Below are 21901 nucleotides of genomic sequence, written 5' to 3'. Positions count from 1 at the left end.
TGAAAACGGAATCGGATGACTATCTGATTCCGTTTTTTTATTCCTTCTGTTGGTACGGATTTATTCAGATGTTTTATACATTTGAATAAATTTTTTAGAAATGAATCTAGTCTATGAAAAGCAGATAAAAGTAACAGAAGCCCATATTGATCAGAATAATCATGTTAACAATGTACAGTATGTTCATTGGGTAGAAGATGTAGCCGCAGAACATTGGGAGCTTCTGAAAGATAAGACAGAATACGCGAATGATGTCTGGATGCTGGTTGACCACCATATACAATACAAAAAACAGGTTTATTTAGGAGATGCCATCACTGTAAAAACATATCCAAAAGATCCGGAAGGGATCCGGCAGCCCAGAAAAGTTGAATTCTACTGCAATGATCAGCTGGTGGTAGATTCCCATACGCTGTGGGTGTTATTTGATAAAGAAACACAAAAGATCAGAAGACTGGAAAGCGACTGGCTTGAACAACTATCCTAATAACTGAAGGTAATTTTAAGTAATTTGATTGTACAGTGGTCTTTAATATCTATAGCTAAAAGTAACTTCCAGTTTCCTTGTTTCCTCTTCCGGTTATTAATCTTAACCTGCTTAACCCGAACTCAAGTATTGGTTAGGTTAATGATAGGTTAACGGGATTTAAAGAGAAGGGTTTCTATAATTTATTTATGTAAATTTACCCCTGATAGAAGGCCCTCACAGAATATGCAAAAGAAAAAGGCCTTCGGATTAAGATAATTGCTATGTTAAAAAAATATTTGTTACTCAATCTGATGCTGGTCTCTGCATTGGGTTTTTCACAAGACAAGAAATCAGAAATACAGATTCCGTCACAGCTAACAGACAGCAGAAGCCTGAATAAAGCAGTAAAAAATATCAGCGGGAGTCTTAAAGACTACACCATTGTCGGGTTGGGAGAAGGAACCCACGGAACAAAAGAATTTAATGAGATCAGAAGTGAAATTTCAAAAAACCTTATTGATAAAAATGATTTTAAAATCGTTGCATTTGAAAGTGCCTATGGTGATGCTGCTTTTCTGAATGATGCTCTTAACTCAGATACCGATTTGAAAGATGTATTAAAAAATTATATAACCTCCATCTGGCAGACAAAAGAAATCGAAAATCTACTGGGCTGGATAAGAGTTTACAACAAAAACCATAAAGATAAAGTCATTATTTCAGGGTTCGATACCAATTCTTTGGAAAACAGCGCCAGAATGCTCGAAAAATCTGAAGTTAAAGAAAAACAATATTCCGAAATTGCAGATGAGCTTAAAAAGAAAGCTGTATTTCAGGATGAAATGTGGGAAAAACAAAATGATCCCTCTTTCAAACTGGATATGAAGGCCGTGATTAAGAACGGAACAGAAGGGTATATGCTGGCAAAGAAAATAGACAGTATTTATGGCGGTAAAATAGGAAGAGATGCTGAACTTGCTCTTTATAACCTTCAGCTTGGCTTTGAAATTCCCTATGAAGCCGGTAAAAAGAACTATGATGTCTCCAGGGACCGGATTATGGCCGATATGATCGGTAAAATTCAATCAGTATATCATAAAAAAATGATCCTTTTTGCCCATAACGCTCATGTCGCATTGAAACCGATTCTGGTAGACGGAATGGGAGGATATATAAAAAAGAAATATGGAAAAGAATATTATGCGCTGGGCACATTTACGGCATCCGGAACTTACAGCGCAACAACAGACCCCCGTGCTGTGAAAAATAATAAATACACTTCTTATCCTCTTCCAAAATTACTGGAAGACAGTTGGGAAGAAAAACTGAGACAGAAAAATGCAGGAAATTATTTTACAGATTTTCAAAAAGATAACACAGGATTTTATGGAAAATCTTTCAAAGCAAGGTTTGTAGGATATGGTCCAATCACACCGGAAACAGAAAAGTTTACCATTACAGAACCCTTAAAACTGAATGAATGTTTTGACGGACTTATCTTTATTAAAAATACGAATGCAGCAGAACACTTAACCGGCAGTTAATGCCAGACATTTATAATCAATCTCTTGATGGCCCGGCTTTTTAAGCCGGGTTGTTTTTTATATTTTTTGAACGTTAATTTCGGGAAATTATAGATATAGTATAGACACAATGAAGTATATTTGGTTATCAGCGGTAAGGCTGCATTAATATAAACCAATCAAAATATAATAATTACTATGGGAGCATGGGGATATAAAGCACTGGAAAGCGATGAAGGACTGGATGTTGTTGATTTTATCAGAGACTATGCCGAAACAAAATATCCGGGGAATGTTCAGATCGATCTGAAACTTTCAGAAGTGATCAATGCTTTGAAAGAAGCTGATTTCTTTGGAAAAACATGGGCTGAAATAGACTTTTTTTATGATCATTCAGCGATGGCACTTGCAGAATTATACCTTATGTTTAAAGAAACAGGAGAGTTGGACTATCCGGATGAAGAAAATGAAACACGGGATCTTAAAAAACGAATTCAATCATTTACTGGAGACACCGCATCCTTTGATTTTCTGCTTGGGTATCTGACTGATATTAAAAATGGAGTCCCTGATGAAGACGGAGAACGGGAAATTGTAGAACTCTGGAAAGATTCTGATGTATACAATGAATGGGAAGAAAATTTAACCGGTTTAATTGCCGGACTTAAAGCAGAGAATAACTAAAATTTATAAACAGATGGGACTGGATATTTTCTATAATGTTGACAACGACGACGAGATTTTCACCTTTGAATATATTACCGATGATGAACTGAAAAGACATCATGAGCTGACCCGTACTTTCGCTAACTTGATGAGTAGAAAGAATGTTATTCCTGAGAATGAAAAAACAGAGCTGGATCAGATTTCCCAAATTACGGGGATTGATTTGTCATCAATTAGTCATTTAGACGAAATTCCTGATCTGGGCGAACTCGAAGAGATTTTAGAATATGATCCTGAATATTATGAGGAGCAAAAAGTGGAATATGAAATTCAGAGGAGCAAAATTGAAAATAATCTGGATGAGGTGTCCTCAAAAATAACTGAACTTGTAGAAAAACTGAAAGAAAAAGAAGACCTGTATCGTTTATTGTCATTCACTTCGTTTGATTCGCTGAACAGCTCAGTTTATTTCAAAAAAGAAAATAACGGAGGTGATAACTTTTACACAGATTTGAATAATTTCAAAAATTTTGTGGATTATGCCAGGTCAAAGGGAACAAAAACGATTTGGTTCAGATATTCATAAACCACAGTCTGAATTTTGTTATTAATTTAGAGGTTAAATCCTGAAATCCCGGCTTTTTTCGGTTAAAAATATTATATTGACAACTCTAAAAATGAAGTGTGAAAAACTTTATTGGATGCCGTACAGGCTATTATAAAAACTATAGAACATGAAAATTCATTATTCAGTAATTGTATTACTGCTCAGCCTTGCGGCGCACGGCCAGGAGAATCTCTACTGGTTTTCGGATGATATTGAAAAGACAATTGTGAAGGATTCCACAAAAGATAAATCCTGGACAAGCCAGATGGGTGCTACCTATTATTCAATAAGCGGAAACTATAAATTGGCGCTTGTCAATTGGGATAAAATGTTTGGAAGACCTAAAAAAATCAGCAGTGCCGACAGTCTGAAGTTCACAAAAATGACTCCCGTCAATGCAAAAGATTATATTCTGAACAGGGCGGCGAATGAAAAAGTAATTATCATTAACGAAGCACATCATAATGCCAGCCACAGAACTTTTGCTTCCTCTCTGCTTCAGGGATTATATGATAAAGGATATCGATATTTGGGTGTTGAAACCCTGAATAATGACGGCCCTTTCCATATCGGGAAGTTTGCTACGCAGGAAAGCGGAATGTATTCCCAGGAACCGGAATTCGGGAACTTTATTTATCAGGCCCTGAAAATCGGATTTAAGCTGTTTCCTTATGATACCAAAGGAAAGAATGGTAAAGAAAGGGAGATAGGCGAAGCAGAGAATATTTATAATTTCATGCAGAACAATAAAGACGGGAAATACCTGATCTACTGCGGTTATCAGCATGCTTATGAAGGAGTTCATAAAGCCTGGGAGAAAACGATGGCAGGAAGGCTTTCTGACCTGACCTCTTTAAACCCTTTTACCATTGACCAAACCCAGTTTTCAGAAAAAAGCGATCCGAAATACAATGAGCCGCTTATCAGAATCGTTAACAAAAAAATTCCTGTTGTTCTGAAAGATGAAAACCAGACACCTTACAACGGAGAAGACAAAGAGCTGTATACAGATATTAAAATCATTCATCCGGTTACAAAATACATAAAAGGAAGACCTGGCTGGATGCTGGACGGAAACCGCAGGTTCTATAAAATTCCAAAGTCTAAAGTCACACAATTTCCGGTATTGGTTCTGGCTTACAGAAAAGGAGAATTTGAGAAAAAAGGGATTCCCGCGGATATTATCGAACTTAACAATTCAAAAGACAGCCGGTTTTTGATACTGGATAAAGGAAATTATGATATTATAATAATGAACAGGGAATATAAGGTGATCAGCAGATTTGAAGCAACAAGATAATTTCAAAATAAATTAAAATGGACATCGTAAAGCACATCAAAGAGCATACGGGGAATTTACAGAAAGGTCTTATCAGTTCCTCAATTGAACAAAGGAAAAACCTGATCATTGCTTTATTGAATTTCTATTTTCTGCTGGATGATTTTGAAGAGGTTACAGCTAAATATATCTACCTTGAAATTGATAAAAAACAGTTGATTTCTGATATTAGAAATGAGAAGGTCAAACAATATCAGGAAGCAAATGAGAAAAGTCTGGACGGGTTGGATGAATATGCTGATGATTATGAAGAACCGGAACCCGTTGAAATCTTTATATTAGATGCATTGGGCAATGCTGTTTGTGATATTAACAGTACAGAGAACATTGTCGGATTGTTTATCGGAGTGATTGATGCGCTGGATTACTTTGAAAATTTTTTAGATGAACCTGAATTTTGGAATGATGTATTGGAAAAAGAAGTTAATTTTCAAAATGAAATTCTGTCCGAAATTACTGCTCAAGAAAAAATTGATCCTTCGGTATATCATAAAAGGTATGGCGAAATAATGGAAAAACATAAACTATAAATCGATGCAGACAGATAAAGAATTCTATTTTTCAGCCGGACTTTATGATATTCCATGGGGAAGACTGGTCAACTGGTACGGCCGTTCCACCGATTTTCCTGCCTGTTTCCATGATATGCTTTCGGATGATCCTGAAAAACAAAAAGCGGCGATTGGAAAAATTGAAATGAATATTGAACATCAGGATGGAATTATGATGGCAACACCATTTGCGCTGTTGTTCCTGTTCAGACTTCTTGCGTTTGACCAAACAGATAAAAAGCAGATTTTAAAAACTATTCTGGCAGTTGTGAAAGCAGCAAAATTCCAGACTGAATATTATGAAGGTCAGGAAATAGAAAATAAAATCAGTCATATTCATGAATTGCTTGATGAACAGTATATCTGGCCGGAATTTGAAAGTGAAGATCAGGATGAAATGCATTGGGAAGAATTTGAGTATGGGGATGAACATTATTATTGGCTGAAATATATTTTCGAAATAGCAAAAGCGCATTCATTTATCTTGACAAAGTTTACTGATCAAACAGAAATAGACACCGCCAAAGAAATTATTAATTTGCTTACAGAAACAGATAATCAATTCAAATAATATAATATGGGATTATTTAACAACATTTTCGGACAGCCGGACAACCAAAATTCTGATAGCTCTCAAGGAGTACAGCCAGAACAGGCTGCTTGCAAAACAGAGCAGGAGCTTCTTGAACGTTATGGAGCAATAGCCTTTGATAAACAGATGGATTTTGGAGAAGTAATCGGAGATAATAACTGGAATGTGGACATTGGTCAGGGAATCATCAGTTTTGGTGAAGATCTTACTTTTCCGATGCAAATACTTGGAACTTTTTCCCATTCATCGCAAACCTGGCTTTGGGCATGGGCGAATACACAATCCAATCTTCCTGAAAATATAATCAGGCAGTCTCTTCAGCTTAAAAAATATGGTGAAGAGAACGGAATTGACCTTCTGAGCACTGATACCTTTGATTTTTCAACAGAGGAACTGCACCTTATAGGCATGACTGCATCGGGAATGTTTGATGCGAGCGGTTATTATATTGCAGATTACGGCCAGGGTGCCATGGTGGTAACTGTGAAAAGTGATACAATAAACCAGGCCCGAACCAGTGATCATCTCCGGATCTTTACTGCTTTCCCGCAACTGATCTCACAGTTTGAAGTGAACCATAAAAATACCTTCAAGAACTATCTGGTCTTTAAAGGATATCAGGTAACCGAAAATGAAAATTCTGTAGAAGGAACGCAAAACGGAAATTCTGTAATCGGAGAGTTTGATGATTTATCAAGGCTGACTAATCTGAAAGGGTAGGCGATCTACCATGTATTTCGAAACTTTATATTTCAAAAATAAGTAATGTCCATCGCAGACCTTGGGGGGTAACAAACAAATTGAAATCAAACTGAATCTTTATGGAGGCTGCTTCTTCGAATCAACAAAGTTGATTCTATCCTTTGCTCCCTAAAATTAGCGGTATAAACGATAAAGCTTTGAGTGGAAGAGATTCTCTAGAGCTAACTTTATAGGCCAAAGAAAAAAAACTGTTTCATTTCTGAAGCAGTTTTTTTGCTAAAATTTGGTGCAAAATTTAAATTTTATCGATTTTTACTTATATCACTAATTTCTATATCATTATCAATTAAAAAATAATTCTTTCGAAAAAAATACGATTATTTTTGTTGATGTATAGAAATATATTTTCAATACAAATACTTACATTCGTATAAAAAACACTTTAAAGTGATAAAATTTACAATAACTCTCTTTAGTGAGGAATTAATTTATACTAATAAATGTTAATTTTGTAAATATTTCATAATAAAAACAAACGCAAATGAGAAAACTCTACATGAGTGCATTAATGATATGCACGGTCCTGAGTATATCAGCCCAGGAAATTCTCTGGCAGAAATACCTCAAATCCTCCACTCAGGATTTCCTAAGCCAGATTACCCCCACTATTGATCAGCAGTATCTGATTACCGGAAGTTCCATCCAGACAAAAAGCCAACAGCCAGCTGCTAACAAGCAAAACAACGGCTACGATTTCCATTTGGTTAAACTGAACCAGCAGGGTGAACAGGTCTGGGAAAAATACCTTTCAGGACAAAATCACGACTATCTTTCCGCTTCTGTTTCTACCCAGGAAGGCGGTTTCCTTATTGCCGGAACTTCGTATTCGGGAAAAGGACTGGATAAAAAAGAAGAATCCAAAGGCGGATCCGACCTCTGGCTGGTAAGATTGAATGAATTCGGGGATGAATTATGGCAGAAAACATTAGGAACCGCTTCCGATGAAGAAGCCAGAGCAGTCGTTCAGACTACAGACTTAGGATTCTTTGTGGCAGGTAATGTTCAGAACTCTTCCAAAGGTTATGGCTCTAAAGATGCCTGGATCATCAGACTGGATAAAAATGGGAAGGAACTTTCGCAAGTAATCTTAGGCGGAAAAGGACTGGATGAAGTAGAGAAAATGATCCCCACAAAGGATGGAGGCGCTTTGTTAGGGATTTATTCAAGAAGTTCAATCGGAGGCTCGAAGAAAACCGAAAACTCAGGAGAAGGCGATTACTGGATTGTAAAGCTGGATAAAAACGGAAAAGTAGAATGGGAAAAGAACTACGGAGGAAAAGGTGATGATCATTTAAGAACATTGGCTTTAACATCCACCGGCTATCTTATCGGTGGAGAATCACGATCCGAGAGATCAGGAAACAAAACCGTAGGAATAGAAGACGGAACCGATTTATGGCTTTTAGCTTTAAATGAAAGAGGAGAAGAACAGTGGCAGAAATCCTACAACTTCAAAAACCGTGATATCCTGATGGGAATGAGTGTGATTCATTCCGCGGATGATAAAACGTCCAAAGGAATTTTGCTTGGTGGTTACACCCAGGCAGAAGGAAGAATAGAAAAAGATGATGAAACGTTCTGGATGCTGTATCTGGATCAGCAGGGTAATGAACAGTGGAGAAAACACATCACGGGAGAGAACCGGAAGAAAGAAGAAAGACTTTCAGATATTAAACTGAACAGAGACGGTTCCATTATTCTTGCCGGCACCAGTGCTGAAGAACTCGGAAAAGAGAACTGGAAGATTGTGAAGCTTGGAGACAGCCAGATCGATAAGCTGATCCAGAAGCAGGATATCAAAATTTATCCAAACCCTGTCTCGGATTATGCTTACGTAGAAATAGGTGTTGATTTTTCAGAATCCGATATTCTGGTGTATGACATGGGCGGAAGACAGCTTCAGAGCGTGAAGACGAAGAATAAAGTCACCAAGATTAATACTCAGCCACTGGTTCAGGGGGCTTACCTGGTGGTGATCAAAACAGATACCAATAAAACAGCAAATGCAAAACAGATAAAGAAATAATACAAATGAAAAAATATTTGCAGATTCAAAATAAACACCATGGAACAAAACGGTTAAAAGGTGCGGTTTTCTTTTTTATGATTTCAACGAACCTTTGCGGACAACAATCGCTGGGCAGCAATAACAACCTTGACAAAATTATTCCCTCTACTCCTGAGACTTACAGCATTTTTAAAGCTGGAGACTTTCCGGTTGATTACAGGACAGGGAAGCTCAATATATCCATTCCTATTTACAGTATTAATACCAGTGGATTATCAATCCCTATTCATTTAACCTATAATACAGGAGGGATAAAAGTAGATGAAACCTCTGGTACAGTTGGTTTAGGGTGGACTTTAGCCATTCCCAACAGTATTTCAGTGGAGCAGCATGGGAGAAGTGATGTAATGAATTATACCAAATGGTTTCCAGCAAATCCTTTTGACCATGTATATACAGATATCAACTTAGAATCTCTGCCGGTTGACGTCCGTACAAAGCTTTATAATCTATATGACGGTCTTCAGGATATGCAGCCTGATATTTTCCATTATAACCTGCCTACAATTTCAGGTTCTTTTATCATGGATTCCAACGGAGGTTTTCATACAATCCCTTATGACAATATAAAAATTTCTTATTCAGACACTGATAAAAGATTCCAAATAACAGATCCAAAGGGAATTATTTATACTTTAGGACGTGGGAACACTCTGTCGTCAACAACGGGGCCGTCTGTAGACTCCTCAGTATCTTCTTTTTTCCTTGAAAATATTAAACTTCCAACCAACGAGGAAATTTCTTTCAAATATGAAAAACGAATGACTTATCAGACTACCACACATAGCTATCAGGATGTATATGCTCCCATAGAGGGATATGAAATTTCCTGCCGGGGCGCGGTAGAAGATACTCATGCAACAACTATTAACCAATATAGGGATATTTTGCTGACGGAAATAAAATATGGCAATGAGACTGTAAAGTTTAATTATAAAAATACGATTGACGGGGTACTGGGAAGAAAAGATGTTAATGGGGCAAATCCAGAGAATACTTTTGCAATAGATCAGATACTCATTAACAATTCGGCTGGAAATACCATTGGGAACTACAAATTTAACCACACTTATTTTGGTTCTGGAATTGGCACGGATTACAGAAACTACAGACTGAAACTAACCAGAATAGATAATATTTTGGAAAATAGCAAGCATATCTTTGAGTACAATGAAGCATATAAGCCTGCTATTGAAAGCTTTGCACAGGACATTTGGGGGTATTATAACGGAAATGATACAAATAGAGGGCTTATCCCCAATCTTCGCTATTTCAATATCAATTATATCAAGGGAGGGGACAGAGGCGTATATTCGGATTATTCACAGGCTTTCATTTTAAAGAAGGTTCTATATCCTACAGGCGGCTCATCGTCATTTACTTATGAAAATAATACGATATGGGATAAGCTGGTGATTCCGCAAAGACAGGCTGTCGAATACGGAACGATCAACAATTATTATGACAATACTCAGAATGAGTATGACATAATTACAAAAATAACTCCTTCAAACGAGTATTTTTATTTCGATGTAGATCCTTCAAGTAATTCTGAGGAACTTTGGTGTGAGTTCAGAAATTCATGTTCAAACGAGATTCCCAATCAAATTCCTGAAAATGGAAGCAGTTCCGGGTTTGCTTATTTAGACGAGTTGATAAATAATCAATGGAAAACAGTGGCTACGTTCAGCGGTCAGGATGGCGAGGCACAATTAACAGATCCAAATTTTTTTCTCCATCCGCAAGCTCCTAAAAGGATCAGAACGGTCAGAAATGGGAATTGTTCTGTTGCATTACGGTTTTATAAAGTGAAAAATATTAAAAACAATAACCAGAATAATCCTGTTGGAGGAGTGAGAATAAAAAGTGTTGAAGATTTTGACGGCTCAATAACCTATACAAAACGACAGTTTGAATATTACAATCCTAATCTTTCAGGGAAAAGATCTTCCGCCTATTTTGCGTCTCCTTTAGAATTTGTGAAAGGTACCTATAAAGTGATCCGAAATACGGGATATGATCATGATATTCTCTGTAATCCTTATGTACTCAGCGCAGATCAGGCAATTAATTCAAGCTTATCGGGAAAAGATGTGGTAAATTATGAATATGTCACCGAACATACATTGGGAAAAGGAAAAAAATTATTCAAATATAGCTATACCGATAATCCTATGGATATTACCAGTCTTGACGGCAATGGATTTAATCCTTATAAGCTGAGTAATACCAGCCTTCTCAGTGAAACCAGCTATAGCCTGAATGCAAACAACCCGTTAAGAGAGGTGATTTACAGCTATACTCCGACTTATTTTAAAAATGCATTGTCAAGTAATTATTCATCTGGCAATGGGGGACAGGTGATCCCTTCTACGATCATGGGAATATACCTAATGTGGAAAGGTGGGCCTACTATACAGACTGCATGGTATACAACAAAAATACTGGCACATTACCCTATAGAATCAGGGAAGTTTTTATTAGATGAAGTCACTACAAAAGATTATATTAATGGAAAGATCCTCACTTCAAAAGTAAATAATGAGTACTCTATAAATGATATTCAAAAACCAATTAATCTTTTGAAGCAAATCAATATTCTCACTCATAATGAACCTATTGAGACCATTTACAGCTATGCCCATGAAAAAGGAAACCAGCTGATGATTGAAAAAAATATGATAGGCATTCCCTTGGAAACTACTGTAAAGCAGACTATAAATGGAATGACCAAAACATTGTCTAAGACAGAAACCATTTATCCTTCATCGTTGCCGCATGCGGTAGCCGGAAACCTTGTGCTGCCATTGTCACTTCAGTCTTATGATATACAGAACCCGTCAGCAGCACATACAGAAGTTACCTATGACCGATACGACAGCAAAGGAAATATTCTGCAGTATACCACCAAAGACGGCATTTCCACCGCCATCATTTGGGGATACAACAGTACCCAGCCGATCGCTAAAATAGAAGGCATTAAATACACCGATATTCCATCCTCTTTAGTGACCGGTATCATCACCGCGTCAGACAATGACAATATTCCCCCTCAGGGCGTATCGGCAGAACAGGCTGAGCTGAATCTCTTGGCGGCACTGGACAGTTTCAGGAATCATGCTTCATTAACCGGCTATCAGATCACCACTTACAGCTACGATCCATTAATCGGGGTGAAAAGCATTACGCCACCGTCAGGAATCCGGGAAGTATACCTGTATGATGCGGCGAACAGGCTGAAAGAAGTAAGAGAACACAGCCCGGGCGGGAGAATCATCAAAGAATACCAATACCACTATAAAAACTAAGAACGATGAAAAAATACATTATCCCGATAGGTACCCTGCTGCTCTCTGGCTTAGCCCATGGCCAGCTTACCGATACAGAAAATTACGTCCAGTCCAAGACCTACCTTGATTATAACGGAACCCAGCCTTCCAAAACATTAGAAACCGTTCAGTATGTTGATGGTCTTGGAAGGCCCAAACAGGTTGTTAATGTAAAAGCTTCTCCTCTGGGAAGAGATGTGGTTACCCATATCACGTATGATGAGTTTGGAAGGCAGATTAAAGAATACCTTCCCATTCCCCAGGCAGGAACCTTAAACGGTGCTATTGTTCCCAATCCACTGGCTAATGCTTCAAGTACACCTTATGGCTCAGAAAAGATCTATGCTGAGAAAGTCCTGGAAAACTCACCTTTAGACCGTATTCTTGAACAGAAGCAGGTAGGAACAGCATGGGCAGGAAAACCTGTGAAATTTGAGTATGATGCTTCTGAAGACGGAGAGGTAAGGAAATATACCGTCACCACAACCTGGGTAAACGGAGCTACCCAATCAGAGTTCAGTTCTGTAGAAAGCTATGGTGCTGCACAGTTGTATAAAAACACAATTATTGATGAAGACGGCAATAAGACCATCGAATTCAAGAATGGAAAAGGCCAGACCATTTTAGTCAGAAAAATGCTCAACAAAATCAAAAATACAGACACTTACTATGTTTATAATGAATATGATCAGTTGGCTTTTGTTCTTCCACCATTAGCTTCCGGAGCGGCATCGCTGGATGAAGCCACGCTCAAAAATCTTTGCTATCAGTACCGTTATGACGGTAGAAACCGTTTGGTTGAGAAGAAACTTCCGGGAAAAGATTGGGAATATATGGTGTATGACAAGTCAGACCGTTTGATTCTTACCCAGGATGCAGGGATGAGAACGCAAGGTAAATGGTTGATGACTAAATATGACCAGTTTGGAAGAACTATTCTTACTGGAATAATTGCAGCAGGAGAAAGACCAGCCCTTCAAAATCTGATCAAAGATTTAATAATTACAGAATCCCGAAGTACAGCAGGTTATGTTAAAAGTGGGATGTCTGTTTACTATTCCAATAATTATTTCCCATCTGACACACAGACTGTGTTAAGTATCAATTATTATGATACTTATCCCCAGTATAGCTTCAATCCTTCTTTCCCATCAAGCATTGAAGGGGAAACAGTCTTAACAGATACCCCTTCTACAGAGGGAAGAAGCACGAAAGGCCTTGCCGTAATGAGCCTGGTTAAGAACATTGAAGACGATAACTGGACCAAAAGCTACTCTTATTATGATACCAAAGGAAGAGTAATTAGCACTCATTCCATCAATCATTTGGGAGGTTATACTCACAATGAATCCAAACTTGATTTCGCAGGAGCTGTACAGAAAGCTGTGACAAAGCATAAAAGACTGAGTACAGATACCGAGAGAGTGGTTACTGAAACCTTTACGTATGACCACCAGAACAGACAGCTCGTTCATAAGCATCAAGTAGACAGTAATCCGGAAGAGATTCTGTCGCAAAACAGCTACAATGAACTCTCCCAATTGGAAACCAAGAAGGTTGGAGGAACCAGTGTGGGATCACCATTACAAACCATCAACTATCAGTATAACATCAGGGGCTGGATGACACAAATTAACGATCCTGCGAATTTGGGAAATGATCTGTTTGGTTATAAAATCAATTACAACCAAGTTGAAGGAATGGAAACCCCGAACAGTAACTATAGCACCTTAAAAGTAAGACCTAAATTCAACGGAAATATTACGGAAGTATCTTGGAAAACTTTAACGGAAGAAAATGAACCGTTAAAAAGATACGGTTATGTTTATGATCCATTAAACCGTCTTTTAGCAGGATTTTACCAGAAACAAGGCAATGAGACAGCCAATGAATATTTTGAAATGCCAGAGTACGACCTGAATGGAAATATCACAAAGCTGAAAAGATCAGCTGCCCTCCAAACAGGAAATACAGCTGCTGTTGTGATTGATGATTTAAGATATGATTATACAGGCAATAAGCTGACTAAAATAACCGATTTGCAGCAGAATCCATCAGGCTATCCATACCTTGCCAGCCCTGGTACAATAGGATATGACAATGATAATGGCAGCGGCAATGGGAATATGACCAGCCATCCGGATAAGGGAATTTCTTCAATTCAGTATAATTATTTAAATTTACCTAAGCAGATTACCCAGAATACCAAAGTAACCAACTACACCTACAGGGCAGATGGAGTAAAAGTAAAGAAGTTCTTTGGAGATATAGAAACCAATTATCTGGATGGATTCCAGTATAAAAGTACCAAGCCATCAGAAGCAGGAACAGGTGGAATTATATTACCTGATCCAAATGAAGTTGCGGAGATGAAACTCAGAATCATTCCTACCTCAGAAGGTTATTATGATGCACTTAACGGCCAGTACATTTATAATTATACCGATCATTTAGGAAATGTAAGATTAAGCTACACGGATACCAACAAGGACGGATTCATTCAGCCAAGACAATACCGTTGGGTGCAATGTGACGGACCTTGGAACCCTTTAAATCCACCCAATTGTATTGATGGTTGGAAACCGGGAGAGATTGTGGAAGTGAATAATTATTATCCTTTTGGATTGCTGCATAATTACACCGTAACCACACAGAATGCTTACCAATACAAGTTTCAAGGACAAGAGTTGCAGGAGACTGGTTTTTATAGTTTTAAGTGGAGGAATTATATGCCCGATGTAGCGCGTTTCTTTAATATTGATCCACTAGCAGAAAAATACCCAACTTGGGCTCCTTATGTTTTTAGTGGAAATAGAGTAATCGACGCAAGGGAGCTTGAAGGATTAGAGCCACATTCTATACATAAATCATATAAAGAAGCTGGAGAAAACTTTGGAAAGCAATATAATAATATGTCTATCAGAATGAATGGTGAAATTGGAACTAGATTTTATAAAGGTGTAAATTCTGATGGAACTACTTACTATTCATATACTACGCCAATATCAGCAGGCCCAAATTCAGGTGCTGTAAACTCTAATCTTGCAGAAGATCCACCAAAGGGTACAGTTCAGGTTGGAATAAGCCACACACATGGTAGAGCAGATGAAATAGAATATGGTATTGGTCAAGATGCTCCTTCAAATTACGGACCCCAAATGGGAGATATTGCAGAGTCTGTAAAGGCTTCCAAAGAAAATCCAAATTTTGAAGGAGATATGGTTACAACTCCTGGAGGTTACTTGTTTATATATGGACCCGGAACCCAAAATGGAACTAATGATAGAAAAATGAAACCGGATTCTACTAGCATGCCAAAAGACCCAAACTCAAAAAAGAATCCAACAAATAAAAATACTGAAAGAATAACTCCTCAAGTGCTTCCAACAGGAGAAACAGAAGATAATTATATTCAGGACAACCTAAAATAAAAGTATTTCCAAAAATGAAAAAGCAAATTATAATATTATTGATAAGCTTTTTTTTCATAAATGTTTATGGAAAAAGCGTTACTGTAAAACATACTACTAAAAATATAACTGTCCATATAGCCTGCTTTTCTTACAGAGAAGAGATTAATAACGGAATTATAATTGGTGAATATGTAAAAGAGTTATCACAAAAGTATAACTATACAGATTCTATTGAAATCTTTCTTGAAATGATACCAAGCAAGCAAACCGAATATTTTTTTCTTCCTAAAAAAAATATTTTTTTACATGTGCAATCTAATAAGTTTAACTTATTAGAAAACCTTAAGCTAATAGAATTTGCTATTCTAAATAGAAAGAAAATTAATAGTAAAATAGATTTTAACAAAATATTAAAAAGTTCAAACTCTAATCAAATAGATGATGTATTAATGTTGTTAATTGAACGACCAAACATAGTTAAGCAATTAGAAAATACTTCTGATTTTTCTTATTATATTCAAAACAATCAATATTACATTTATAAAAAAACAACTAAAGAACTATTGTTTAATAGTCCTTCTGTTTATCTATTTAAAACAATAGCATATTCAAGACCTTTAATCTTTATTAACAATCACGAGTTTTATTATAAAAATTTAAAGGGGGATCTAAAATTCATATCTTTTAGTGACGCAAATGAATTAGCTGAAGATTATCCATTGAAAGAATTTAATTATTTTGTTTTATTTAATGTAGTAGGAAAAATAAATAATATTGCTATTTTAAATTTGGAAAAAGACAAACTAATTGACAACTTAGAATGGTAATCTCCCCTGCTTACGCACGATAAATAATAAGTTACTTTATATTATCAGGTTATTTATAATTACAAGTACAATGGTAAAAAGTTGTAGGAAACAAAATTGGGTAGCTTACACTCTAAATTCTATGAAATTTGATTAATGAAAATTCTCCCTGCTCCTACACGATACAATCGTGCGGGAGAAAATAAGTAGCCTCGTATTTATAAGGTTACTTAAGTATGACGGAAAGGAATTACAAGAGACAGTATGTATAACTATGGAGCCAGAATGTATATGCCTGACTTATGCAGGTGGGGTGTGATTGATCCGCTCGCGGAGAAATTCTTTGATTTTACAGGTTATAATTATGTTTTAAATAATCCTATAAAATTTGTTGATAAAGATGGAATAAGAATAAAGGCTAAGGGTTTAGTAGGTCAATTAAGGTTTTATAGAGATGGTAACAAAGATGATCAATATCAAGCATATCATCAATCTATAAAAGAATATACTTCTCAAGTGGAAGACGATATGTTTAATTTATTTCATTATACAGCCAATAATGCTAAAAATGTTGAGTTCTCACTTATAGATTTTAATTTGGAAAAAAAGAGATATTTGGCTTTACAGACTTATAATGATTCTGGTTTTTCACCAGGGTCGGGTCAGATAGGAAAAGATGTTAGCACTAACGCTGAATATCATAATCACCCTTTTAAAACAAAGTACGAAGAAGATTACACGGAACTGAACTCTATGGGATCTAGGGGAAACGGAGTATATTATGGTCCTGGAGGAGATTATAGAAACACTGTAGATTATAATGTTAATTATCCTAATTATGTATTTTTTCCAAAATCTACAAATCTTTATAATGTAACTAAAACTGGTGTTTATTTGATAAAGAAAATTAATAACGATAGCAAAAATTTTAAAAAATGAAAATAAATCTTTTATATTTATTTGTTTTTGGGTTATTAATAAGCTGTAATAATGCAAAGAAAGAAGACGTTTTTTTTAATGATAATCTATATAATGAAATATTAAATTATCAGAAAAAAAATCCAATTCCAAATAAAAGCTTGTATAAACTATTCATTTATGAAGTTTCGTTTTCAAAGACAAGGGATACATTGCTTACAATTACAGTTAGTCCAACAGGTATTCGTTCAAAAAACAGCTATGGTATTTACAGAGATAAGGTTACTAAGCCATCTTATATAATTGATAGTCAAAATCTAAGTAATAGATTCATGAAAATTTATAAAAAAGATAGCATTAAGTCATATATTTTGGAAGGAACGCCTCCACATATTGATATAATTTATCCTGTTTATAAGTATAAAATAGAAGGAGATAAATTAATTTTTATTGATTCTTTAAAATAATTCCCAACTCCCATACGAATCCTTTCGTCTGGCTGATAAAGTTAACTCACTATATCTATAATTACACTGATCATCTTGGAAATGTAAGATTAAGCTACACGGATACCAATAAGGACGGATTCATTCAGCCAAGACAATACCGTTGGGTGCAATGTGACGGACCTTGGAACCCTTTAAATCCACCCAATTGTATTGATGGTTGGAAACCGGGAGAGATTGTGGAAGTGAATAATTATTATCCTTTTGGATTGCTGCATAATTATACAGCAACCACACAGAATGCTTATCAGTATAAGTACAACGGGAAAGAGCTTCAAGAGACCGGAATGTATGACTACGGAGCGAGGATGTATATGCCGGATTTGGGAAGATGGGGTGTTGTGGATCCGCTGGCGGAGAAGATGACTCGTCATAGTCCTTATAATTATGCGTTTAATAATCCGATTAGATTTATTGATCCAGATGGAAGAGATCCAATTGACTATGTTAATGAAAATGGAAAAAAAATTGGGACTGACGGAACTGATGTACAAGGAACATTAATGATAACTAATAGAGATGATCAAAAAGCAATAAAAGCAGCAGAAAAAAAAGGGGAACATATTTCTACTGAAAAATTAAGTGAATTAAATTCTAATATGATTGTTCCGTTTGACAATGAGCTTACTGAAACACTAGACGTTATAAAGAGAGAAACTGATAATGGTGGTTTAAGTGAAGAAGCTTCTACTATTGGGAGTACTGGATATATTTTAAGATCTCCTACAGGACCAGCGCCAACAATCTCCGCAGATGGAGCAATGGCTACGGCAAGTACAAATATTAAGTTTAATAGTCTTTTGCAAGGCGTTCCGACAACAAGTATACATTCTCATAGTACAGGTATTATTGAAGGTACAGGCGGAACTTTTTATCCTTTAAATGCTTTAACTCCAACTCGAGGTGTTGATGATGTAGCATTTTCAACTTATCAAACAAATATAATTGCTGGTAGATTAGAGATTGGTAATTCATCAAATATTACAAAAAATAGTGATGGGAGCTATAAAGATAACAGATCTGTTGGTGCGGCAGTATATAATAGAGATGGATCTTTTAGAATGAAATTGACTGTTCCCGTAATAAAAAACATATTGAATAGAAATGCAAAATAGTATAGTAAAAAAAGTATTAATTTTAGCTTGCTCCTTTATATTGACGACATATTATTCTCAATGTAAAAAATTAAATATATTAATCATGATTGATGAAGAACCATGTTTAACGGTAAATAATTTTTATATAAACATTCCTCCATCTACAGAAAAGATTGAATTTAAATATACTGTTGGATCAGTTGATATAAGCGACAATTTTTATACAAGTTTATTAAATACTTCATCGCAAAATATAAATATAGGTTTTGAAGCGATTATACCTAATAAAGTATTTGTTTCAAAATATCTTGTCAACTTGCCCAAAGTTTATTTAAACCAAGAATATGTTATCATTAACATATTTAATTTAGATAAAAAAAAATATAGAAAAAGATTTTCAAAAATTGCTAAAAATGATAAATACTATGTCATTATTAAATCTCCTTCTTCAATGAGGTTCGATTAGACTTTGAGTATAATAATAAAACCAACTCTTAAAAGTTAGCTTCTTTTCTTTGTATGTTTCGTTTCTGAGTAGCCCCCGCTCTCGCACGATTCCTTTCGTATGGCTGATAAAAATAAAAACGTTCTGTTCCCCAAATACAAAATAATAATTTCTCCCCAATCTTTCAGGCATTTTATTTGTTCCTCTTTTTATCTTAAATTTGTAAATTCATTTTACTGGTTTTTATTTCATGAACGATATTCAGTTCTGCTGTATTTTTTGCAGTTAAAAAAATATAAAAACCAGTAAATTAAAATTGAAAGACTTATTATGATACGTATTACGAAAATTTTTACATTCGAAACCGCTCATGTGCTGTACAACTATGACGGGAAATGTAAAAATATGCACGGACATTCCTATAAGCTGTTTGTAACGGTGAAAGGGAGGCCCATCAATGACTTGGAAGATCCCAAAAACGGGATGGTAGTAGATTTTGGGGATATCAAAAGTATCGTAAAATCTGAAATTGTAGATGTATGGGACCATGCTGTTTTGGTGAATGCCCTGTCTCCGCATAAAGAATTGGGCGAAGATCTGGAGCAGAAAGGTCATAAAGTGATCTACTGCAGTTTTCAGCCTACCTGTGAAAATATGCTGTATGCCATCGCTGCAAAAATAAAATCAAAACTTCCGGCTGAGGTTTCTCTGGCCTACCTTAAACTTCATGAAACCGAAAACTCTTACGGAGAATGGTTCGCAGAAGATAATAAGTAATCTGACAGATAAAAACTCAAGACGGTGTTAAAAACGATCATTAATCTCGAACCTGGCAAAAAGGTATATTTCGCTTCAGATCAGCATTTCGGAGCACCCACTCCTAAGGAAAGCAAGATGCGTGAAGAGAAATTCATACGCTGGATGGATGAAATTAAGGAAGATGCCCAGGTCCTGTTTTTAATGGGTGACCTTTTCGATTTCTGGCACGAATGGAAACACGTAATTCCAAAAGGATACGTACGTGTTCTCGGTAAAATAGCAGAATTGAAAGACAGGGGAATTCACATCTATTTCTTTGTCGGGAACCATGATCTTTGGATGAAAGATTATCTTGAAGAAGAAATCGGCTGTACTGTATTCTATCAGAAGCAGTATTTTGAAATGGGCGGAAAACAGTTTTTGCTAGCTCATGGAGACGGATTAGGGCCTGGCGATAAAGGATATAAAAGAATGAAAAAGCTGTTTACCAATCCTGTTGCCCAGTGGTTTTTCAAATGGCTTCATCCCGATATTGCAATGAAAGTAGCCTTATACCTTTCCCAGAAAAATAAAATGATTTCCGGAGAAGAAGATAAGGCATTCCTGGGAGAAGATAAAGAATTTTTGATCATCTATTCAAAAGAGAAACTGAAAACCCAGAAAATAGACTACTTTATTTACGGACACCGCCACCTTCCGATGGTTCTGAACCTGAGTGGAAAGGCTGAATATATTAACCTCGGTGACTGGATTTCATATTACACTTACGGGGTTTTTGAGAAGAATTTTGAATTGAAAACCTATAAGGACGGAACAAAAAAAAATTACCCCTAAAAGAGGTAATTTCCGAATGGACCGAAGTCCACTCTTGTTTTTAATCCATATTCCGAATAGGTAATTGCAAGAAGTTTACCAAAGTGTAAATCTTCTGAAAAAAATATTAAAAAATATCTTTTTCCCTGTAAAAACTTAGGGTAAAGCGGGGGAGTTTAAAATAGTTTTATTAGAATTGGAAAATATATTCAACATTCAGACAGAACAGGATTTCCTGAACGCAGCATTGAAAACTTTTCGATATCAGTATGAAAACGTTGAAATATACAGGAAGTTTGTAGACTTTCTGAAGACAGATGTTGAAAAGATCAACAGTCTGGAGAAAATTCCGTTTCTGCCCATAGAAATGTTTAAAAATCATCAGATTCTGGATAAAAATGCCAAAGCTGATCTTTTTTTTCAAAGCTCAGGAACCACGCAGATGAATCTTTCAAAACATTATATTGCAGATCCTCGAAAATATGAGGAGAGCATCTATAAAAGTTTTCAACAGTTTATCGGAAAACCGGAAGACTTTATTTTCCTGGGGCTTCTTCCTAGTTACCTGGAAAAACAGAACTCTTCCCTGATTTATATGGTGGATTATCTTATGAAAAAATCAGGCAAACCGGAGAACGGATATTTTCTTTACAATCATACCGAACTTTTTGATCTGCTGATAACAATAAAGGATAAAAAAGTTATTCTTTTCGGAGTTTCCTTCGCTCTGCTGGATTTTTTAGATACATTGAAATCTCAAAATCTATCGATCTCAGAATCCCTCAACCTGACCGTAATTGAAACTGGAGGAATGAAAGGCAGAAAGGAAGAAATGACCAAAGACGAACTTCTGGCCATTTTACAAAACGGATTTAAAACCGAAAAAATCTACTCCGAATATTCGATGACAGAACTGCTTTCCCAGGCTTATTCTCTCGGAAAAAATGAATATACATGCCCAAAATGGATGAGAGTGATGATCAGAAATGCAGAAGACCCTTTTGCCTATGAAAAAGAGGGGAGAACCGGAGCGGTCAATATTATAGATCTTGCCAATATTCATTCCTGTTCTTTTATTGCTACCCAGGATTTGGGGAAAATAACCGGAGATCAGTTTCAGGTGCTTGGAAGAATAGACCATTCCGATATCCGCGGTTGCAGCCTGTTGGTAAGTTAATAGAGGGCGGTTTGAACTGAAAATTAGTCCGATACTTTTACATCGTAAACTATACATCGTA

18 protein-coding genes and 1 pseudogene are annotated in these 21901 nt (G+C 36.1%); all 19 read left to right on the top strand.

Features of this window, described 5'->3' with window-relative positions; translation table 11 throughout:
* Window positions 1-100 precede the first annotated feature (100 nt).
* The 19 genes and pseudogenes from FW768_RS10640 (at window position 101) to FW768_RS10550 (ending at window position 21840) form a co-directional block, all read left to right on the top strand.
* Complete coding sequence (locus FW768_RS10640) at window positions 101-487, top strand: acyl-CoA thioesterase (RefSeq protein ID WP_153395252.1); 387 nt, start codon at window positions 101-103, stop codon at window positions 485-487.
* A gap of 263 nt (window positions 488-750) precedes the next feature.
* Window positions 751-2013, top strand: a complete 1263-nt coding sequence (locus FW768_RS10635; protein WP_153395250.1) for an erythromycin esterase family protein — start codon at window positions 751-753, stop codon at window positions 2011-2013.
* 177 nt (window positions 2014-2190) lie between these two features.
* Window positions 2191-2676 carry a DUF4259 domain-containing protein gene (locus FW768_RS10630; RefSeq protein ID WP_153395248.1) on the top strand — a complete coding sequence of 162 codons (486 nt, stop codon included), beginning with the start codon at window positions 2191-2193 and terminating at the stop codon, window positions 2674-2676.
* Between the two features lie 13 nt (window positions 2677-2689).
* On the top strand, window positions 2690-3244 hold the full coding sequence (locus FW768_RS10625) for a hypothetical protein (RefSeq protein WP_153395246.1): 555 nt from the start codon (window positions 2690-2692) through the stop codon (window positions 3242-3244).
* Window positions 3245-3392: 148 nt separating this feature from the next.
* Window positions 3393-4565: a hypothetical protein gene (locus FW768_RS10620; protein WP_153395244.1), complete on the top strand. Its 1173-nt coding sequence runs from the start codon at window positions 3393-3395 to the stop codon at window positions 4563-4565.
* A 17-nt stretch (window positions 4566-4582) separates the two neighbouring features.
* A complete protein-coding gene (locus FW768_RS10615) occupies window positions 4583-5134 on the top strand; it encodes a hypothetical protein (RefSeq protein ID WP_153395242.1) in 552 nt (183 codons plus the stop codon).
* A gap of 4 nt (window positions 5135-5138) precedes the next feature.
* Entirely contained in the window at window positions 5139-5726 is a 588-nt protein-coding gene (locus tag FW768_RS10610; RefSeq protein WP_153395240.1) for a hypothetical protein, read from the top strand.
* A 6-nt stretch (window positions 5727-5732) separates the two neighbouring features.
* The gene (locus tag FW768_RS10605) at window positions 5733-6467 is read left to right on the top strand and encodes a DUF6882 domain-containing protein (RefSeq protein WP_153395238.1); all 735 of its coding nucleotides are present in this window, start codon (window positions 5733-5735) and stop codon (window positions 6465-6467) included.
* 523 nt (window positions 6468-6990) lie between these two features.
* Entirely contained in the window at window positions 6991-8535 is a 1545-nt protein-coding gene (locus FW768_RS10600; protein ID WP_153395236.1) for a T9SS type A sorting domain-containing protein, read from the top strand.
* 5 nt (window positions 8536-8540) lie between these two features.
* Window positions 8541-11885 carry an RHS repeat domain-containing protein gene (locus tag FW768_RS10595; protein ID WP_153395234.1) on the top strand — a complete coding sequence of 1115 codons (3345 nt, stop codon included), beginning with the start codon at window positions 8541-8543 and terminating at the stop codon, window positions 11883-11885.
* Window positions 11886-11890: 5 nt separating this feature from the next.
* Window positions 11891-15337 (top strand): DUF6443 domain-containing protein, encoded by a 3447-nt coding sequence (locus tag FW768_RS10590; RefSeq protein ID WP_153395232.1) that lies wholly within the window; start codon window positions 11891-11893, stop codon window positions 15335-15337.
* Between the two features lie 14 nt (window positions 15338-15351).
* Window positions 15352-16146: a hypothetical protein gene (locus FW768_RS10585; RefSeq protein WP_153395231.1), complete on the top strand. Its 795-nt coding sequence runs from the start codon at window positions 15352-15354 to the stop codon at window positions 16144-16146.
* A 243-nt stretch (window positions 16147-16389) separates the two neighbouring features.
* Window positions 16390-17064 (top strand): RHS repeat-associated core domain-containing protein, encoded by a 675-nt coding sequence (locus FW768_RS10580; protein WP_153395229.1) that lies wholly within the window; start codon window positions 16390-16392, stop codon window positions 17062-17064.
* Window positions 17061-17510, top strand: a complete 450-nt coding sequence (locus FW768_RS10575) for a hypothetical protein (protein WP_153395226.1) — start codon at window positions 17061-17063, stop codon at window positions 17508-17510. The genes FW768_RS10580 and FW768_RS10575 overlap by 4 nt, the downstream gene beginning before the upstream one ends.
* Before the next feature lie 212 nt (window positions 17511-17722).
* Window positions 17723-17977: pseudogene (locus FW768_RS23985) on the top strand (RHS repeat-associated core domain-containing protein); the annotation flags it as partial.
* A 772-nt stretch (window positions 17978-18749) separates the two neighbouring features.
* Window positions 18750-19112: a hypothetical protein gene (locus tag FW768_RS10565; protein ID WP_153395224.1), complete on the top strand. Its 363-nt coding sequence runs from the start codon at window positions 18750-18752 to the stop codon at window positions 19110-19112.
* A 309-nt stretch (window positions 19113-19421) separates the two neighbouring features.
* A complete protein-coding gene (locus FW768_RS10560) occupies window positions 19422-19868 on the top strand; it encodes a 6-pyruvoyl trahydropterin synthase family protein (protein ID WP_153395222.1) in 447 nt (148 codons plus the stop codon).
* A gap of 24 nt (window positions 19869-19892) precedes the next feature.
* Complete coding sequence (locus FW768_RS10555) at window positions 19893-20684, top strand: UDP-2,3-diacylglucosamine diphosphatase (RefSeq protein WP_153395220.1); 792 nt, start codon at window positions 19893-19895, stop codon at window positions 20682-20684.
* Window positions 20685-20859: 175 nt separating this feature from the next.
* Window positions 20860-21840, top strand: coding sequence for a LuxE/PaaK family acyltransferase (locus FW768_RS10550; protein ID WP_153395218.1), 981 nt, complete (start codon window positions 20860-20862; stop codon window positions 21838-21840).
* Window positions 21841-21901 lie beyond the last annotated feature (61 nt).

Origin of the sequence: Chryseobacterium vaccae (assembly GCF_009602705.1) — a bacterium.
Taxonomy (GTDB): domain Bacteria; phylum Bacteroidota; class Bacteroidia; order Flavobacteriales; family Weeksellaceae; genus Chryseobacterium; species Chryseobacterium vaccae.
Note: the sequence above shows the minus strand (reverse complement) of the source record. Positions and strands in the feature narration are given on the sequence as shown.